This window comes from Clostridium sp. DL-VIII, from assembly GCF_000230835.1.
GTDB lineage: Bacteria > Bacillota > Clostridia > Clostridiales > Clostridiaceae > Clostridium.
Genome location: NZ_CM001240.1, coordinates 5,582,153 through 5,602,329 on the forward strand (window position 1 = coordinate 5,582,153; position 20,177 = coordinate 5,602,329).

At 30.6% G+C, this 20,177-nt stretch carries 13 protein-coding genes and 1 pseudogene; 1 reads left to right on the forward strand and 13 read right to left on the reverse strand.

What is annotated here, in order from left to right:
* Positions 1-281: 281 nt before the first annotated feature.
* The 10 genes and pseudogenes from CDLVIII_RS25490 to CDLVIII_RS32370 all read right to left on the reverse strand — a co-directional run.
* Positions 282-2,186, reverse strand: a complete 1,905-nt coding sequence (locus CDLVIII_RS25490) for an endonuclease MutS2 (protein ID WP_009172374.1) — start codon at positions 2,184-2,186, stop codon at positions 282-284.
* Positions 2,187-2,530: 344 nt separating this feature from the next.
* Positions 2,531-3,928: an NADPH-dependent glutamate synthase gene (gltA, locus tag CDLVIII_RS25495; RefSeq protein ID WP_009172375.1), complete on the reverse strand. Its 1,398-nt coding sequence runs from the start codon at positions 3,926-3,928 to the stop codon at positions 2,531-2,533.
* On the reverse strand, positions 3,928-4,818 hold the full coding sequence (locus CDLVIII_RS25500) for a sulfide/dihydroorotate dehydrogenase-like FAD/NAD-binding protein (protein ID WP_009172376.1): 891 nt from the start codon (positions 4,816-4,818) through the stop codon (positions 3,928-3,930). The genes gltA and CDLVIII_RS25500 overlap by 1 nt, the downstream gene beginning before the upstream one ends.
* 152 nt (positions 4,819-4,970) lie before the next feature.
* Positions 4,971-6,053 carry a 2,3-butanediol dehydrogenase gene (locus CDLVIII_RS25505; protein WP_009172377.1) on the reverse strand — a complete coding sequence of 361 codons (1,083 nt, stop codon included), beginning with the start codon at positions 6,051-6,053 and terminating at the stop codon, positions 4,971-4,973.
* A 241-nt stretch (positions 6,054-6,294) separates the two neighbouring features.
* A complete protein-coding gene (locus CDLVIII_RS25510; protein WP_009172378.1) occupies positions 6,295-8,241 on the reverse strand; it encodes a sigma 54-interacting transcriptional regulator in 1,947 nt (648 codons plus the stop codon).
* A 369-nt stretch (positions 8,242-8,610) separates the two neighbouring features.
* On the reverse strand, positions 8,611-9,951 hold the full coding sequence (locus CDLVIII_RS25515) for a glycoside-pentoside-hexuronide (GPH):cation symporter (RefSeq protein ID WP_031275914.1): 1,341 nt from the start codon (positions 9,949-9,951) through the stop codon (positions 8,611-8,613).
* Between the two features lie 318 nt (positions 9,952-10,269).
* Positions 10,270-12,339: a glycoside hydrolase family 3 C-terminal domain-containing protein gene (locus CDLVIII_RS25520; protein WP_009172380.1), complete on the reverse strand. Its 2,070-nt coding sequence runs from the start codon at positions 12,337-12,339 to the stop codon at positions 10,270-10,272.
* A gap of 2 nt (positions 12,340-12,341) precedes the next feature.
* The gene (locus CDLVIII_RS25525; protein WP_009172381.1) at positions 12,342-13,274 is read right to left on the reverse strand and encodes an AraC family transcriptional regulator; all 933 of its coding nucleotides are present in this window, start codon (positions 13,272-13,274) and stop codon (positions 12,342-12,344) included.
* A 476-nt stretch (positions 13,275-13,750) separates the two neighbouring features.
* Positions 13,751-13,897, reverse strand: coding sequence for a hypothetical protein (locus CDLVIII_RS32365; RefSeq protein WP_242836049.1), 147 nt, complete (start codon positions 13,895-13,897; stop codon positions 13,751-13,753).
* Positions 13,898-13,951, reverse strand: a pseudogene (locus tag CDLVIII_RS32370) (hypothetical protein); the annotation flags it as partial.
* Positions 13,952-14,112: 161 nt separating this feature from the next.
* Here CDLVIII_RS32370 and CDLVIII_RS25540 point away from each other — a divergent pair.
* Entirely contained in the window at positions 14,113-14,964 is an 852-nt protein-coding gene (locus CDLVIII_RS25540) for an AraC family transcriptional regulator (protein WP_009172382.1), read from the forward strand.
* Between the two features lie 406 nt (positions 14,965-15,370).
* Here the strand turns inward: CDLVIII_RS25540 and CDLVIII_RS25545 are convergent, their stop codons facing one another.
* From CDLVIII_RS25545 to CDLVIII_RS25555, 3 genes are all read right to left on the reverse strand, one after another.
* Positions 15,371-16,834: a glycosyl hydrolase family 28 protein gene (locus tag CDLVIII_RS25545; RefSeq protein WP_009172383.1), complete on the reverse strand. Its 1,464-nt coding sequence runs from the start codon at positions 16,832-16,834 to the stop codon at positions 15,371-15,373.
* 301 nt (positions 16,835-17,135) lie between these two features.
* Complete coding sequence (locus CDLVIII_RS25550) at positions 17,136-18,677, reverse strand: MFS transporter (RefSeq protein WP_009172384.1); 1,542 nt, start codon at positions 18,675-18,677, stop codon at positions 17,136-17,138.
* Between the two features lie 396 nt (positions 18,678-19,073).
* Positions 19,074-20,159, reverse strand: coding sequence for a glycoside hydrolase family 105 protein (locus tag CDLVIII_RS25555; RefSeq protein WP_009172385.1), 1,086 nt, complete (start codon positions 20,157-20,159; stop codon positions 19,074-19,076).
* Positions 20,160-20,177: the final 18 nt, after the last annotated feature.

Below are 20,177 nucleotides of genomic sequence, written 5' to 3' on the forward strand. Positions count from 1 at the left end.
CACCAATGCTTTTCATAGTAAAAATATATAGGTTTTTAATATTTTTAAAAAAGTTTTATACATATCCAAGAGAATAGCCTGATACATCAACAATTCTTCTAAAACTTATCACATCTAGACCTTCACTGCTTATCAGATATTTAGTCGTTGCAACATGGCTACGGTCTCCACGTGTCCCGTATTAGAGAACATATAATTCTTTTGTAGACCCTTTAATATCTACTATAAGTTAACATCTATTAGCATTTGCCAGTTTTGGACTTGTCATTTTATTTATCGCCTTATTTTCGAGAATTATTTTTGTCCTTTGATTCTTTTCTTATTTTCTTTAAGGCCTTTTTAGACCCTCTTTCAATATCTTTTTCAAGTTTTCGTTCTTTATAGCTTACAAATAACTGATTTAAATCATAACCCTCTGGATATAGCTGACTTGCCTTTATATCTAGCTTTATTCTCTTATAATTTACTTCAATCAATTCATCATTATATAGTACAGTAACATTGTTTAATTTATCTATTTCTTTATACACAATAGCTGATTCATTATTATCTAAAAGAATGACTCTATCACCTACTGAGTATTTATAAAAATCTTCCTTAATTTGTGGTTCTTTATTCTTCATAACTTTACTTTCCTCAATTAAAGAATAATTATAATTTTTATTATCAAAATATCGTCTTGCTCTATTAATAATAGAATCATCTAATCCCATCTTTTTAGAAATATATAAAGCATTGCTGCTACCTACTTTTCCTATCCTAAGTTTATATAAAGGCTGCAAAGTTTCTTTTTCAAATTCCATAGCTGCATTTTCAAAATCAGGATGAAGCTTTGAGAAATTCTTAATTTCTCCATAATGTGTAGTTGCTATAGTTATACATCCCTTATGATATAATTCTTCAAGTATTGCAATAGCTAAAGCGGAGCCTTCATTAGGTTCTGTTCCGCTTCCAATCTCATCAAATAAAAGTAAGGTTGATTTTGAACTTTCCTTAACAATTTCAGCTAAGTTTTTTACATGTGATGAAAATGTGCTTAATGCATTTTCAATACTTTGGTTATCACCTATATCCACAAATATCTTTTTAAATACCGAAAGTTCTGTCCCTTCTTCAGCTCCTATATGAAATCCAGATTGCACTGCAAGTGTCAATAGTCCAATTGTTTTTAACACTACAGTTTTTCCACCTGCATTAGGTCCTGTTATTATTAAGCTTCTATAATTTTTTCCAATCTCAAAATCTAAAGGAATGTTATTTTTAATGAAAGGATATGTGCCCTTAACTATTTTTATATATCCGCATTCATTTAATTTAGGTTTTCTTCCATTTATGGCTTTACTGTACTTAGCTTTAGCCCATATCATATCGTATTCTGATATTATCTCCACGTTCAATTTTAAATCTTTTATTCTTTCAAAAAGCATTTCTGTTAATGCAGCTAATATCTTGTATTCTTCCACACTTTCTTCTGCCTGCAGAATACTTAACTCACTTGTATATCTTGAAATAACATCTGGTTCCATAAAAACAGTAGTTCCTTTAGAAGACGTTTCAATAATAGTTCCTTGAACAAAGTTTTTATAGGATGCCTTGATTGGAATTGTATATCTACCATTTCGTTGACTTATAAAAAATTCTTGAATATACTCTTTATTTTGAGTATTTTTAAGAAATTTATCTAATTTCTCTTTTATTTTACCTTCGCACATATCAATATGTCGTCTTATTCTCTTAAGCTCCTTGCTGGCATTAGAATCTACCCTGCTTCCCCTGATTGATCTATTTATTTCATCTTCAATATACTCTAAATCAAAAATATTTTCTCCATAAGCACTTAAAGTTGGAGCATAACCTTCTTTATCCTTCATAAAAGTTTTAACTTTTCTACAGCCTCTTAGAAAATTAGATATTATGGTTAAATCTTCTGCTTCCAAAGAAGCACCTTTTTCAATTTTCTCAATAAATTGGACGATATTGAAAATTCCTTCTAATGGAATAGTATAAGAAGCATCTAATAATCTTCTTCCCTCTGTAGTTTCATCTAACATTTGATTTACAATTTTTATATTACTGCCAGGTTCTAATTTATCAATTAATCTTTTGCCTAATCCGCTTACGCAATATTCTTTTACTATTTCTTTAAGCTCATAGTAATGTAATTTTTCTAAAGTTTCTTTATTCATAATAATAATCCTCTCCTAAAACCGTATTACATTACAATCCTACGAATTATTTATAGATCTCCAAATTTTAGTTTTAAATAATAAAAAAGCCATGGATACTTCCACAGCTTAAAATTCAACAATTAATAAAGGTAATTACATTACCTCTGTATAAAGTAAATTCGTGGACTTGTATCTTCGATAGTACAAATTAATTCCATAGCAAATAAAAGATATAAAACCTCTTATTTTTTGAATTAATATTAACTTAACTATTTAGATACTAAACACTCACAAAAATACCTCTCTTTTCTGAAATCTATTAAATATAATATACATCAAATTTATTTTATTTGTCAAATGTATTATACGTTTAACTCTAAATATTCATCTATAGCTTTTGCTGCCTTCTTACCAGCCCCCATAGCTAAGATTACTGTTGCTGCTCCCGTAACTGCATCCCCACCAGCATAAACTGCTTCTTTAGTAGTAAGACCTGTTTCTTCTTCAGCTACGATACATCTTCTCTTATTGATTTCTAACCCTTGAGTTGTTGATGAAATTAATGGATTTGGTGATGTTCCAAGTGACATTATTACAGTGTCTACATCCATAACAAATTCTGAACCTGGAACTTCAACTGGACTTCTTCTTCCTGATGCATCTGGTTCTCCAAGTTCCATTCTTACACATTTCATTCCTTTAACCCATCCATTTTCATCTACTAAGATTTCTGTTGGATTAGTTAATATATCAAAGATTACTCCTTCTTCCTTAGCATGATGTACTTCTTCTACTCTTGCTGGAAGTTCTGACTCACCTCTTCTATAAACGATATGGCTTTCAGATCCAAGTCTTAAGGCAGTCCTTGCTGCGTCCATAGCAACATTTCCTCCACCTACTACTGCAACTTTTTTACCAGATCTAACTGGAGTGTCATATCCTTCTACTGCTGCCTTCATCAAGTTTACTCTTGTTAAAAATTCATTTGCTGAGCATACTCCATTTGCATTTTCCCCTGGTATTCCCATGAATCTTGGAAGCCCTGCACCTGAACCTATGAATACAGCCTTGAATCCTTCATCTTCAAACAATTGATCTATAGTTATAGTTCTGCCAACTATAACATTAGTTTCTATTTTAACACCAAGCTTCTTAATGTTTTCAACTTCATTTTTAACTACCTTTTCTTTTGGAAGTCTAAATTCTGGAATTCCATATTCTAGAACTCCACCAGCTTTATGAAGTGCTTCAAATATAGTTACTTCATATCCTTTTTTAGCTAAATCTCCAGCACAAGTAAGTCCTGCAGGACCACTTCCTATAACTGCAACTTTAATTCCATTTTTAGGTTCTGTTGCACTTAAGTCAACATTATGTGATGCTGCCCAGTCTGCTGTAAATCTTTCAAGTTTACCAATAGATACTGAGTCACCTTTTATTCCTAAAACACATCTTCCTTCACATTGCCTTTCTTGTGGACATACTCTTCCACAAACTGCTGGAAGTGAGCTGTATTTTGAAATTTCTTTTGCAGCTTCTTCAAATTTTTCATCTTTAACATAAGAAATGAATCCTGGTATATTGATTGATACTGGACATCCTTCTACACATTTAGGATTCTTACAGTTTAAGCATCTAGAAGCTTCTTTAATTGCTTCTTCTTCGCTATATCCAATACAAACTTCTTCAAAGTTCGCTGCTCTAACCTTTGGATCTTGTTCTTTTACTGGTATTCTAACTAATCTCTCATTCATGTCCATTATTTATCACCTCTGCAACCACAGCCACCGTGACTATGAGTATTTCCTTCTTCAACTTCTAACTGTGCTTTTCCTTCTTCTGTTTTATACATAGCTTGTCTTCTCATTGATTCATCGTAATTTACTAGATGTCCATCAAATTCTGGCCCGTCAACGCAAGCAAACTTAACTTCTCCACCAACCGTAACTCTGCAAGCACCGCACATGCCTGTACCATCAACCATTATTGGGTTTAAGCTTACTGTTGTTGGAATTCCTAATTCCTTAGTTAGCATAGAAGTAAATTTCATCATTATCATTGGTCCAATAATAATTGCATGATCATATTTCTTACCTTGATTGTTAACTAATTCTTTAAGCATATCTGATCCAGTTCCCTTAAATTCATATGAACCATCATCAGTTGTTACATAAAGATTTCCAACAACAGTCTTTAGTTTTTCTTCATATATTAATAAATCCTTGTTTCTGCTTCCCAAAATAACATCTACAGCTATTCCATGTTCATGCATCCATTTTACTTGTGGGTAAACTGGTGCTGCACCAACTCCACCTGCCACAAAGATAAAATTCTTTTTCTTTAATTCTTCTATATCCTCATGTATAAATTCACTTGGTACACCTAATGGTCCAACAAAGTCAGCTACATGATCCCCTTCATTAAAAGAAGCTAACTGTTTTGTTCCTTTTCCTACAGTTTGAAAAACTATAGTTACTATTCCTTTTTCTTGATCATAATCAGCTATAGTCAAAGGAATTCTTTCACCTTTCTCATCATTTTTTATGATAATAAATTGCCCAGGCTTTGCAGATTTTGCTACTCTTGGTGCTTCTATATCCATTGAGAATATATTATTTGTAAGCTCCTTTTTGTTCACTATTTTATACATTTACGTTCCTCCTAATTTAACCAAGTATACTAAGATTCAGCTGTTATTTTCTCTTCAGCTGACTCTTAGTATAATTTTTGTTCTTGTGAGAATATACTTTATCTATAAGCACTAACTAATCTCTCTATTACTAATTGTAAATTCCATATATATTACGATTTAGATACAAGTTCCTTGTCTGGTGTTACTAATATCTTAACTTGTTTCTTCTTTTCTGGACCTGTTAATGCTCCAAAACCTTCTTCAACTATATCATCTAGATGTATTTTCTTGGTTACATATCCTTCTGCTTTTATTCTTCCATCTTTCATTTGAGCCATAGTTGCTGGAAATTCATGTCTGTATGCTAATGTTCCAATGATTTTCTTTTCAGTAAATACTAATACATTAGGATTAAATTTAACATCATTTTCCCATATGCTAGTTACAACTAAAGTTCCTTCAAACTTTAAGCTATCTATACCTGTATCAAAACCTATTTGAGCTCCTGTAGTTTCAAATGCCACATCAACTCCTAATCCGTTAGTTAGCTTCTTAACTTCCTCTGCTATATTTACCTCATTAGGATCTAATACTACATCTGCTCCTGCCCTTTTAGCATACTCTTGTCTTATAGATTTTCTTTGTAATACTACTATTAATTTTGCACCAGCTGCTTTTAAGCACTCAATGGTTGCAAGTCCTATTGGTCCAGATCCCAGTACTAACGCAGTATCACCTGTTCTAAAATTACCAATTCTAATTGAATGCAATGCTACCGCCATTGGCTCAACTAAGGCAGCTTGTTCATAAGACATTTCATCTGGTATCTTATGTACAAATTTTTCTGGGAAAACTGTATATTCAGCAAGTCCTCCACCACTTCCGCAAAGTCCATGGAAACCTAATGATGAACATAAATTATATTTTCCTTCTAGACATGCCGGACATTTTCCACATGCAACTATAGGTTCAACTATTACTCTATCTCCTGGCTTAAAATTAGTTACATTAGGGCCAACTTCAACTACATCTCCTGAAAATTCATGTCCTAGAACTACTGGAGCTGTTGTTCCACTTAATGGATGTGGTTGTCCTACCGGTATAAATATAGGTCCTCCTAAATATTCATGTAAATCTGATCCGCATATTCCACACCATTTTACTTTAATCTTTACACCATTAAGCGTAACCTTAGGTTCTTCAATTTCCTCTACTCTAACATCTTTCTTTGCATACCATAATGCTGCTTTCATCTTAAAACTCCTCCTTAAATAAATTGTTAATTAATTCACATATACTTATTGAGCAAGTTTCATACCAAGTTATGAATAAACTCATAACTTTTTGTGTTATTTATGTTATTTGCTTGATATAATTAGATTTTATCTATTATATGTAATACAACTTTATAAAAAAACTATTAAACTACAAAATAAAGATGTATCAAAATGATACATTTATTATTCTCATTTTGATACACACATTCTTCTTTTCTCATTTTGATACATCTATATGATATTTTTTTATCTTTCTATATAAAGTTGCTCTTCCTATATTTAACAGCTTAGATGTTAGCTGAAGATTTCCATCACATTTTTTTATAACATCCCTTATAGCATTCTCTTCTAATAAATCAAGACTAACTATTTTAATTTCCTCTTGATTTGGATACTCTTGATGCAGAGTTTGTATTGTATTCTTATAATCTAAATTGTTTATGTCTATATTCATTATTTCATCTTCACTTAAATAATAATCTCGTTCAACAACATTCTTAAGTTCTCTTATATTTCCATCCCAATCATGTTTCTTTAATTCATCTATATATGATTGTTTTAAACTTATAATTTTATTTCTATTTTTTATATTTAACTTTTGTATAAACTCATTCACAAGCAAATCTATATCTTCTTTTCTTTTCCTAAGTGGAATTGTCTTTATTTCCATTACACTTAATCTATAATATAAATCTTCTCTAAAATTTTGCTTACTTATTTCATTTTTTAATATTCTATTAGTAGCCCCAATAACCCTGACATTTAATTGCTTCTCATAAGTTCCACCAACTCTTACAATCTTCCCATTATCTAAGACTCTGAGAAGCTTACTTTGAATATCTAAAGGCAATTCTCCAATTTCATCTAGAAATATTGTTCCTCCATCTGCCAATTCAAATTTACCTGGATGTCCTTCTTTCGAAGCACCTGTAAAAGCTCCTTTTTCATATCCAAACAATTCACTTTCAACAAGTTCACTAGGTATTGAAGCACAGTTTACTGCAACAAAAGGACCTTTTGCTCGATTACTATAATTATGTATTGATTGTGAAATTAACTCTTTACCAGTACCGCTTTCTCCTTGAATCAAGATATTACAATCACTTTTTGCAGCCTTTTTAGCAAAACTTATCATATTTTTCATTTCTAAATTATTGGTTATTATATCTTTAAATTCATATTGAGCTTTATATCCTGCAAATTTATTTACAAGTTTATGTACCACTTCGACCTCTGTAAAAGTTATTACCATACCGCTATTTTTCTCATTCTTATTTAATGGAAGTATATTTATAACACATTTTATTATGTCATTATTTATGGAAAAATCCCACTCTAAATTATGCAAAAACTTGTTTTCCTCTTTAATAAGCTTATGAAAATCAATGCCGCTTAAAACCTGATTAATATCCATATTCATTGCTTCTTCTAAAGATATATTTAAAATTTTTAGTGCTCGTCCATTTATTCTTTTTATCTTCATATGTTCGTTCATAACTATCATACCTTCTGATATAGATTCAAAAGTTATATTAAGTAATTTATATGAAGTAGCTAATTTCATTTGTTTCTGTATTGACTGAGCTGCAGCTGTTACTATGCCTAAAGTATGAGAATGAGCATTGTAATAATTACCTGACATATTTATACATCCGATTAAATTATCATCTTCATCATATATTGGTGCCGCGGAGCATGTCCAAGAATGCTGGTTTATCCCATAATGCTCTGCTCCAATTGTTTGAACTGGCTTATTAAGATATAAGGCTGTTCCTATAGCATTAGTTCCAACTACTTTTTCTGACCACAATTCACCTTTTAGGAAATTTAATCCCTCAGCTCTCTCCATTATATCTTTATCACCTATTACATCTATTATATACCCAGCTTTATCAGCTAAAAATAAGGCAAATCCCGATCCACAAACCATACTATAAATACTTTCTATAACTGGTCTGGCAACAGAAATAAGTTCATTATTTTTATTGATCAACTCACCTATATTAGGATGTTTAACATTCCCATTTCCATTATTAGGATTTACTCCATACTTTCTACACCTTATCCATGAGTCTCTAATTTCTCGTCTAACCTTTGAATTAACTTGTCCCGTAGAAACAAATTCTCTCCATGCTTCAGTGATAAATTTGATATAATCTTTCATCTATACCTCTCCATTATTTATAAAATATGATATCAACATTATTTTGCTCAGTTAAACTCAAGTTGTCCACTACTCTATAATATATAAATATTTAAATCATCCAACTACGTTGTTCTAGAAACTATTTTACCATAAAATAGTCCTTTTTACATATTGATGTAACATCAGAAAGGTATTTTGATAAAAATAACCCACTGAAATCCAAAAAATTAGATTTTAGTGAGTTTTATGGTGGAGGCGAAGCGTGACCTTTTAAATCTACTAAAATTATTACTTATCTTTTTTGATTAATTATTAATGCACAAGTTCTTTAAGCAATAAAACTTATTTTTTGACTTAACTAAATCTCGCTTTAAGACATTGGATAAATTAATTTAATTCTATAGATTTAGAAGTCCTCTTAATATTAAGTTCAGTTACCATCTTATTTGAAAACTTGTCCATATTTATAAAATACATTACGATTAATCCAATTATGGTAAATACAATTCCTGAGTATATAAATGAAATATTAATTGCCTTTATTGCAGCTCCTGTCTGTACAGCAGCTGTTCCATTATATTTTCCAAAGTCAAGAATCCATCCGAGAATTGCAGTGCCAAGACCCCCCCCTAATTTCATTCCAAAGCTTACACAACTGTTAATTAATCCATCTGCACGTATTCCTGTTTTCCATTCTCCATAATCTACAGCATCTGCAACAATTGCGAAAATTCCAACTATTAGAGGAGCCATACCAAAACCCTTTATAATACTTCCTGCCATAACAAGCTCATAAGAAGCAGGATTAATTGCCATAATAATAACACCTACTAATTTCACTAGAAATCCAAACATCATAACTTTCCATTTACCAAATTTACTTATGAACTTAGGTAAAAGTGCAAATCCAACTATCATAGGTGCATAAAGTGCTAAAGTAAGCATCCCCATTAAATTAGCATTATTTAATACATAGGTTGTATAATAAAGAGTAGCTCCTGAGAATAACCCCATATCTGTATAAATAATAATAAACATAATCGCTATAAGTAAAAAATATTTATTTTTCATCAAGGAACCAATTCCTACTTTTAACTTGAATTTTTCTCCCTTTTCATCCTGATTTCTTTCCTTGGTAAATGCAAATGTTATGAATAGAAATGCACATGAAATTATTCCATAAATAACTGCAAGTTTTGACCATCCATACTTTTCAACCAATGGATTTGTAATCATTGATAATATAATAGTAAATGAAATAACAAAAACAAATCTAATTGAACTCAAAACTGAACGTTCCTGTATGTTGCTTGATATTCTTGACAGCAATGTGCAATATGACAAATTTGAGGCCGTGTATACAATTGACACTAAAAATATATAAGTGATATATGCATAAATCAGCTTTCCACCATTGCTGAGACCCATAGGAACATTAAACAATAATATCAAACCAATCCCCATAAATGGTGCACTCCATAAAATCCAAGGTCTTGTTTTCCCCCATCTTGTATTAGTTTTATCAATAAGTGCTCCAATTGATAAATCTGTCACACCATCTAAAAGTCTCGCAATCAGCATTAGTGTCCCAACTGCTGCTACTCCAAGTCCAACGCTATTAGTATAATATATCATCAAAAAAGAAGTAATTGGCACATACACAAAGTTACATCCTACATCGCCTATTGAATAAGAAATCTTTTCTTTTAAATTAATTTTTTCTTCCATAAAAATACTCATTCCTTTCATAGTACTCAACATATAAAGCAATTAAACGATTACTCCAAGAATATATATGTTCTAATTAATGATGCACATTTATCAATAAATAATAAATGCTGAAATTTTTTTGAGTTTTCAATAATTCCTATTCAAAAAGCATTGAATTCTAATTAAAACTTATATATTATAAAAATATGACTTGATATGGCAGAGTAAAGTAATTATATTTTTATGTACAGTTAATATTAACTAATCAACCAACTAATATTAACTGTAATTAAACTAATACTTTTCACTCTGTCATTTCATTTGTATTTGAAACAATTACAATGTAACTTTTCCCATGTGTAGATCCGACTCTGCGCTGCTGCTTCCTATATACACCTCATACTCCATTTTCTCTAATTCCATTTGTTCTGTTTTTGGATTATACCAGCAAAGCTCCTCTTTAGGGCAAGTTATTGTCACTTCCTTGCTTTCTCCTGGCTGTAAATTTACACGAGCAAAACCTCTTAACAATTTTACAGGTCTCTCTACAGATGAATTTTTGAATCCGACATACATTTGTACGACTTCATCCCCTGCCATTTTTCCTGTATTTTTAACAATACATTTAGCGATAACACTATCATCAGATGCATCAAACTTTGCATCACTAAAATCAAACTTAGTATAAGATAGTCCATATCCATATGGAGCAGATGGTTTTATGCCTTCCTTTTCTAACTTTGTATATCCATGATAGTAATCATACCATTGAGATGTTGTATCCCAATTTACTTGTGGAAGATCACTTTCTTTAAATGGAATTACATATGGTAGTTTTCCACTTGGATTAACATCTCCAAATATAATCTCTCCTATTGCAGTTCCGCCTTCCATACCTGGATAATATGCCATCATTATAGCTCCAACGCTTTCTTTCCACTCTTCCATCATTATCATATTTCCACCAATTAACACAGCTATAGAATTGGTATTAACAGGACCTACTTCCTGTATTAATTTAATTTCATTTTCATGAAGACCTAATGAGTTTTTTCTATCTCCACCTACTGCTCCTGTGTAAGATTCAAATTCATCTTCTGATATATATTCACCTTCATCGTCATAGTTATATCCAACTACAAATATAACTGCGTCTGCATCTTTAGCTAATTCTTTTGCGTGTTCCAAATTTTCCCCATTGTAATATACAACTTGTGCTTTAGGTGCTGAATTTGCAATTCCTTGTAATGGTGTTATGACATAAGCTGGTCTTACCTGACTTGAACCGTGATCTCCAATTACTTCTTTATCTCCTAACTTTCCTAACACAACAATTTTTTTTGCTTTATCTTTGCTTAGTGGCAATACATTATTTTCATTCTTAATTAATGTAATCCCCTCTCTTGCTGCCTGAAGTGCAAGTTTAATGTGATCTTCACATCCGATTACGCTCTCATCATATTCATTTGAATAAGCATCTTCAAATGCTAGCAATGTACGCACGATACGTAATGCAGATTCATCAATTTTACTTTCTTTTACTTGTCCGTTTTTTACTGCCTCTACTAATTTATCTCCAAAGAACTGAGTGCAGCACATTTCCATATCTTGTCCGCCATTAGCTGCTTCAACCGTATCTCTAACTCCCCAAATAAAGTCACTCATAACAAATCCATCAAAATCCCATTCCTTTTTCAATACCTGATTTAATAAGTAATCATGATGTCCACAATGAGTTCCTTTGTATAAATTATAAGAACTCATAATAGCTGCTGCACCTGCATCAACACATTTCTTGAAATGAGGAAGAAATACTTCTCTTTCAGTACGTTTATCACATTCAACATTTACTTTAAATCTGGAAATTTCCATTTGGTTAAAGGCAAAATGTTTTACACATGCGATTACATTTTCGTCTTGTACACCTTTAACTAATGCTCGTCCCATTTCCCCTAAGTGAAAAGATTCTTCACCATAAGTTTCTTGGCTTCTTCCCCAGCCTGGATTATACGGAAGATTGATACATACTCCTGCAAATAAGTTCCCTTTATACCCATGAACTTCTTTACCTATAGCATTACCTACTTTTTCTTCTAATGCTGTATCAAATGTTGCACCTCTAAGCATTGATACTGGAAAACATGTGCTTTTTCCTGCACTACAAACTACACCTCTTGGGCCATCACAGAAAAGCATAGGAGGCACCTTATTCTTCTCTATTCCTCCTGCTGGATAAGGATAACTATTATAATGTTTTTGCTCATCAGCATCTCTCAAATCAGAGAGCATATCATTAAGAGTAACATTTCCACCCATTAAGGAAACCTTTTCTTCTAGAGTTAAAGAGTTAACTATTTCCTTTGCCTTTTCAGTATAAGATAGTCTTTTTAATTTAGTACATTTCATTTTTACATATCCCCTTTACAATATTTTTCTAATAAATTGATAGATTCTTTAAAATCAAAACGCAAATAGCCTTGTACATTAGGATCCGCATTTAAACTTGCCCCACTTTTTCGGTATTCAGAAGGGGTCACACCTATTTCTTTTTTAAAAGCTCTGTAAAAAGTACTTTCAGAATAAAAGCCACAATCATTTGCTATAAAGCTAATTGACTTATTTGAAAACTTAAGCATATATTTAGAAGCCTCTATTTTGCTGCTAAGTACTAAATCTTTAGGTGATAATCCAATGTTTGCCTTTAAGAAACGATAAACTGATTTCTCGCACAAGCCTATAAATTTATATAGTTCATCTAATACTGTATCTTTTGTACAGTTTTTTTGGATAAAGTTTATTACCTGCATGAGCAATTCTGTGTTTTCTGTTTCTTTCAAATCTACAGCTTTTTGATGAATATCATATAATGTGAATTCAAATAAGTCCGCTATTAACATATAAACTAAAGATTTTACCCGATAAGTGTTAAATATTTCATCATTCTGACTTTCAAGTCCAATTTTAGCAGCATTAGCAACGTATACATCATATCCGTTCTTAGGCTTTTTATCATTAAGCTTGCTATTTAAGTAAAAATAATACGATCTATTATCATCTTTTGTATTTTTGAATAAATTCTCATTCATCTGGATAAATAAGCATAAATTATTTTCCTTAGTACGTTGTAATTCATGTACTGCTTTTGAATTTAATAACACAATGTCCCCTGCTTCCAAAACCGTTATCTTAGGGCTTGCATTTACTATTAGGGATCCTTTCAGAACTAAAATTAATTCATAATCATAATGCCAATGAAAACTAGAATGTTCAATTGATGTTACAAACACCTTTGCTGGATATTTCTCTTCATGCTCAATTGTTTCAAAAATATATGAACTCATATTTCCCCCATTTCATGATACACTTTAACCACTTTGTAAATATTTACACTTTGATTATAAATTATATCAAAATATATTTGTTATCATTTTTGTACAAATTCTATTTCATTTTCAGACTACTCATATTATAACTAAATCATATAAGGCACATAAAAATAAATTAAATATTTCATAATTATGTATAATTTATCTTTAAAGTCTCGAACCCAATAAGTTGGAAATTTATGATAAAATATTATTATACAAAAAAGAAATGCTAAAATTTTAACGGAAGATGGAATTAGACCTTTATTAGAATCTATTAATATCAGAAGAGTATCGGCACTTATTTTTTCAGCAGGTATTTTGGCATGCCACCTCTTAAAGATATTAAAGCTGCACAAAAAAATTACTCTCCAACTGACTTAGAAAGTTTTCTGAAAGGATTAAATAATTTTAAAAAGACTATCTAATTATAAAAACGCCCTCACTTAAATTCACATTAAGCGGGCGTTTAATATTATGATTTTAAAAAATATAATTGCCGGTACTACTTCTTTTGTCATCCAATCTACACCATCTATAGATAATGGTACAAAATCTCTTGGTTCAAAATTATCTTCTGATACGCGTACCTCATTCATTCTAGTTAACTTAAATATCCTATAATCATTTCGTTCAATACTAAAGGCTTGCAAATAGCATTTGCTTTCCTTTAATACTGAATAATATTTGACTTATGAAAATGAATATAGTTTAATTACATTGTATATTAAATATTGTTGATAAATTTCACTTTTTTTATCATAAGGCTCTATTCTTTACATATTTTAATATTTATTATTGGGAGATGTTTAAAATGTCTAATAGATCTGTTCGAGTTTTTCATAATAATTTTTTTATAAATAAGCTAAAGAGAACCAAAAAATTTGATATGCCTCAACATCATTTTCATGAAGATTATGAAATATTTTATTTAATTCACGGCGAAAGAAAATATTTTATAAATGACACCATTTATAAAATATCTGAAGGAAATCTTGTATTAGTAGACGTTAACGAAATCCATAAAACTTCTGATTTTTCGGATCATTCTCATGAAAGAATTGTAGTAAATTTCACTCCAGCATTTTTAGAAGAATTTTCCCAAAATGTGAATACTCTTAATTTATATTCATGTTTTAATTTAAAAAATAGAGTACTACCTTTATCATTTAAGTATAAGAACAATATTGAGAGTGTTCTAAATCATCTTCTTGAAGTTGATAAAAGTCAAAGCGATAAAAAAGATTTTCATTCCAAAGTATTGTTGTGCGAATTGCTAATTCTAATTAATAATTTTGTTGATGATTTTAAGTTAAAGGATTACAATTCTATGCAACCAATTAATCCAAAAATCTCACAAGTAATTAAATATATAAATGAAAATTACTACCAGACTATATCCTTATCTTCAGTTGCTAAAGAATTTTATTTGAGCCCATTTTATTTAAGTAAATTATTCAAGCAAACAACAAACTTTACATTTATTGAATACTTAAATAGCATAAGAATTAGAAATGCAACTCAATTACTTCAAAATAGAAAGTATAAAATTATTGATATTGCTGAAAAAGCTGGCTTTACCAATAATACACACTTTACACGAGTTTTCAAAACTGTAATGGGCATGTCTCCAATGAAATATAGAAAACTTCTAAGTGAGCGATAAATTCACCCTATGGTGTTAACCATATAGCTTAAACTTATGCCATAATCCACCAAAAGAATTAGAACTGGTAGTCTTTTTGCTATGTTACTAGAGAATATTGCTGTGAATTTCTAACAATAAAAGTTATGCCCATTTAAACTTCCTCTTAATATAAATTTCTGGTAAGTTTAAACGGAATAACTTCAACTAAAGAAATACCTACAGCTATATTTTCAATGCAACACTGCACAATAAACTACCAGTTCTTTCTAGTGAATATATAAACTTAAAGTTTTAGCAACTTTATAAATATGGTCATCTAATACTCTTACACATACTTTGAATTTTTTCCATACCATAAATTAAATATATTTTTGGAAACATGCCTTTGAAATTGGACTGTTAAGGTTCTTAGTTCAAGGTTGTTCTATTTATCTATATTTAATTTTATTATTGGTTCTGTTGCTGAATTCTCTACTACAACATCTTTTAGTTCTAATTCTTCTATATTATTGAAATAGAATCCATTTTTATACATTGGTTCAACAAAACTTAGCATATCAGCCTCACCAGCTTTTGCATCTTCATCAAAGTTCACATAGATATTTTCCATTTTTACTTTCTTGATCTTTCTTTCCGGAAGTCCATACATGAATCCAGCAGCAACTTGAGCATTTAAACAAGTGATATTTTGAAGATAAATGTTACCTATATATGGCGTTTTATCGTCTATTGGTAATTTCTCTTTACTCCATACATATTCTGTCTTACCATCTATATCACAGAAGTAAAAACAATTAATAGTAAAAGGTGTCAATACTTTATTCATCTTTATATTTCTTGCATATATTTCGTCAATAATAGCAGTATCCCCTCTGCCTCTCCTTGTTTTTATTCTAATACCTCTATCCGTCTCATTAAACAAACAATTTTCTACATATATATTATTTATCCCACTGGACATCTCACTTCCAAGCACTACAGCGCCATGTCCAAAATTCATATTGCAGTTTCTAATATAAATGTGTTGTGAAGGCATTGTCTTTATTTTACTTATAAATATTTTTCCTGATTTTATTGCTATACAGTCATCTCCAACAGAAAAGTTAACTCCTAATATATGCACATTCTTACAGGATTCTGGATCCAAACCATCAGTATTTGGAGAATCCTTAGGATTTTCAATATATAAATTAATAAATTTTAAATCTTCACTCATTAAAGGATGTATTGTCCATGATGGCGAATTTTTAACTGTAACGCTTTCAACTAAAATATTTTTGCATCCTACAAGAAATATCATTCTTGGTCTCCATGCAATTCTTTTTTTCTTTGCTTCAAACCACCAATTATCAATGCTGGCATTTCCATCTATGATTCCATTACCAATTATGTTTACATTCTCTACATTGATTCCAGTTATTAAACTAGCAAAGCAATCATCTGGATCGCCTTCCCAAGACCCTAAGAAGTATTCTTCCTTTGATGAACCTTTTAGCAATCCTGGTAATATAGGATATTTATTTCTATCCTGAGCGCCTAATAATACAGCACCTTCTTCTAATTCAATAGTTATATTACTTTTTAAAAAGATTGGAGTTAATAGGTATCTTCCTTTTGGTACTATAATTCTTCCATGTAATGGGCAAGCTGCTATAGAGGCTTGTACTGCAGCTGTATCTAATTCTAGACCGTCACCTTTTGCGCCAAAATCTTTTACATTAAGAACATAAGATTCACTTAAAGTTTTTATTTTAATCTTCTCACTTATGTCTTTTGTAGAAATCTCTTCAATGTATATAATATATTCAGTATCTTGATTTAAATCCTTAATTGTATATACATTAGTATTAATTTCCGATATCTTTTCATTATTTATATATAAATTCACTGCTTCCTTTAAATAAAAACTTTCTTCATTTACAATTTCAATTGAAATTGTCCTAGATGTTTTTGATATTATATTGAAATTTAAAATTGTAATCTACATCCTTTCTAAATTTATATACACGTATCATTAGTATATATAAAAACTTATATCCTACTACTCTAATTAAAGTGCATTTTTTGCTTCATATTTTATATGTTTATAAGTTGGTACATAATCCACACATGTTTTACCCATTATATTTATTAATGCAAAAATTGTTAATAACATTAGTTTGCGATAATACTCTATAAAATTATAACTACTATAAGTTTATTTTATTTGCATATGCTACATTGTTTGTATATGCTACATTGTTATTTCCAAAGCAGTTTTCATATTTCCAGCCTGTCAAAACTTCAACAGCTACTTTAGCTTCTGGAGTTACGTCATCCATTGATCCGCCAGCTTTAATTCTATTTACTTCATCTACCAATAATTTATGAGTTTCTTTTGTAAGCTTATATCTTGAAGCTGCAATCCAAGTTATTACAAGCAATACTATTGGAAATACAATTGTAACTACAGATATACCTGTTATTGCACTAGCTGGCTGTGGAGGCATAACCTTAGCTTTTGCACTTGTGCTTACAAATCCAAATGCTGCTAAACCAATTCCAAGTACAAATGATTCTATTGATGTTGCAAGCTTACCAAATAAACCATTTATTCCATTATAGATACCTTCTCTTCTCTTTAATGTAAGCGCTTCATCTATATCTGCAACGAATCCCATTTGGTAAGTTGGTATATAGTCAACAGCAGCTTTACCTACAATATTAACTACTGTAAAAATAAAGAATAAAGTTAAAGTCATTGAATTATGTCCTGCAAATACAAGATATATATAACCTAAAAGTGAAACTAAGATTATTCCAATACCTAGTTTGAAAGTTTTTGGACCACCAAATTTATATGCAAGTATTATATATATAAATATAGCTACAAGTGATACTCCTGAAGATACGCTGTTTACTGCTGAAACATTAACTGTTGTTAAGCTTAAGACATAAATCGCAAAGAAAGTAAGAACCCCTCCTGCAAGCTGTTTATAAACACTGCCTAAGAACCACATAATACTATGGAGTCTAAATGCTCTAAGTCTCATACAAGAAACTAAATCAACTCCAAGCTTTTTAAATACTTCGCCAAGTGAGCCTGCTGCATCTTCGTAAACAGCTGATTCTGGATCTCTTTCATATACATTAAATATAAAGAATAGCAAAGCTAATGTAGTTATAATTCCCCAAGAAAGTCCTATATACCAAAAGGATTGAGCTGAAGTTTTTCCAAAAGTGCTAAAAATCCATGCAGTTAATAGCCCTGAGATAAATCCAGATAAAGTACCACAATATTGCTTCCCACCAATAAGTTTTGCTTTTTCAGCAGCACTTTGAGTCATTTCAGCCGGAAGAGTTGTCCCAGGTACAAATATTAAAGTATAAGATATTTCATATATCATATTAACAGCAAAGTAATATTCAAAAGAGTGTCCTGATATCCATAAACATGGGAATATAATAGCTATTCCAACTATTCCAAGTGCAATAATAGGTTTCCTTCTACCAAATTTTCTACCTAATTTAGTTTGCCCCAAACCATCACTTATAAAGCCTAATACTGGATTTCCAACAGCATCAATAAGTCTTGCAATTCCAAAAATCGATCCCGCTCTTACTGGATCAAGTCCACAAACAGTAGTATAGAAAAATAACAGCCATGCAGACATTAAGCCCTGGGCTCCACTTCCCAAAAAATTTATACTCGAATATCCAAGTATGTTTCTTAATTTAATTTTTTCAGTCATTATTTTTTCCTCCTTGTTATAATTTAGTACTCTCGAAAACTCTATAAAGCCCGAGTTTACTCGATTTTTATTTTTAATATTTCTTACAGTTTCCTTCAAAATTTATGCATAAATTTTCTGTTTTTTGTACAAATCACTTAACAAACTTACTGACTTTTTTCTAGAGGGCAAAAGTTTTTCTAACTGTTACGAACGTCTTCTTCAAAAGATTTTCTCTATTCCAAAATAAAACTTCTCCCATTCTATTAAACGTTATCATAAACTATAAACGTAACAAATAGAATATTTCAAACGTTATCATTCACACTATTATTTATTTAGAGGATATTTACATCTCCCTCTATTATCCGATTGGTTAATGTAAACATCCCTCAATCAAACAAATTTATTATTATTTCAGGTTAATTGATATTCAGATGCTGCTAAGATGAATGGCCCTAATCCCTTTGGTTCATTACTTATTATAGGTTCACTTATATAATAAGCAAAACTCCCATCTCTCTTATCAACTCCACCTAAACCTGCAACATAACAAATTTTGTTTAGATTTATTAACCCTTCTCTTGTTTCCAATATAAATTCATCGATTAAACCTTTATAAGATTTCTTTGCAACTTCTTTTAAATTTTCTGATAAATATCCTTTTCTTACTCCTTTAAATAAGGCATATACTATCATTGATGATCCTGATGCTTCTAAGTAATTACCTTTTCTATCACCTTGATCTAAAATTTGATACCATACATGACTTGATTTATCTTGAACTTTAAGCAGAGCGTTTATGCAATCTTTTAGTATATCAATTAATCTCTCTCTATCCTTATGATCCTGTGGAAATACCTCAATTGTATCAACTAAAGCCATCACATACCAACCCATAGATCGTCCCCAAAAATGTGGCGATAATCCTGTTTCTTTATCAGCCCAAATTTGCTCTCTACTCTCATCCCAAGCATGGTATAAAAGACCTGTCTTTTCATCTTTCAGATTCTTTTCACATATTATAAACTGCTTAGCCACATCATCAAACTCTGATACTTGTCCAAACTCTTTTATATATTTAGCATAAAATGTTGCCCCCATATATAGTCCATCAAGCCATATTTGATGAGGATATATATTCTTATGCCAAAATACACCTTCATTAGTTCTTGGATGAGTATCTATTTGTTTTCTTAGTGAATCTAGTGCTTTCTTATACTTTTCATTTCTAGTCTCATCATATAAAGTTATCAGTATTTTACCATTGTTCAAATGATCTATATTATATTCATCTAGCATATAGCCATTTATAGTTCCATCTTCTTGTATAAAATGTTCCATGGTCTTTATTATAAAGTCTAAGTATTTCTTTTCTCCTGTTTTCTTCCATACCTCAGCTACTCCGTCTAAAGTTAAACCATACTCATAGCCCCAGTGATCAGTTAAATTTATATCTTTTGCTATTATCGAATCCGCCATCCATTTTCCGTAATCTCTCATCTTTTCTACCTCTTAATA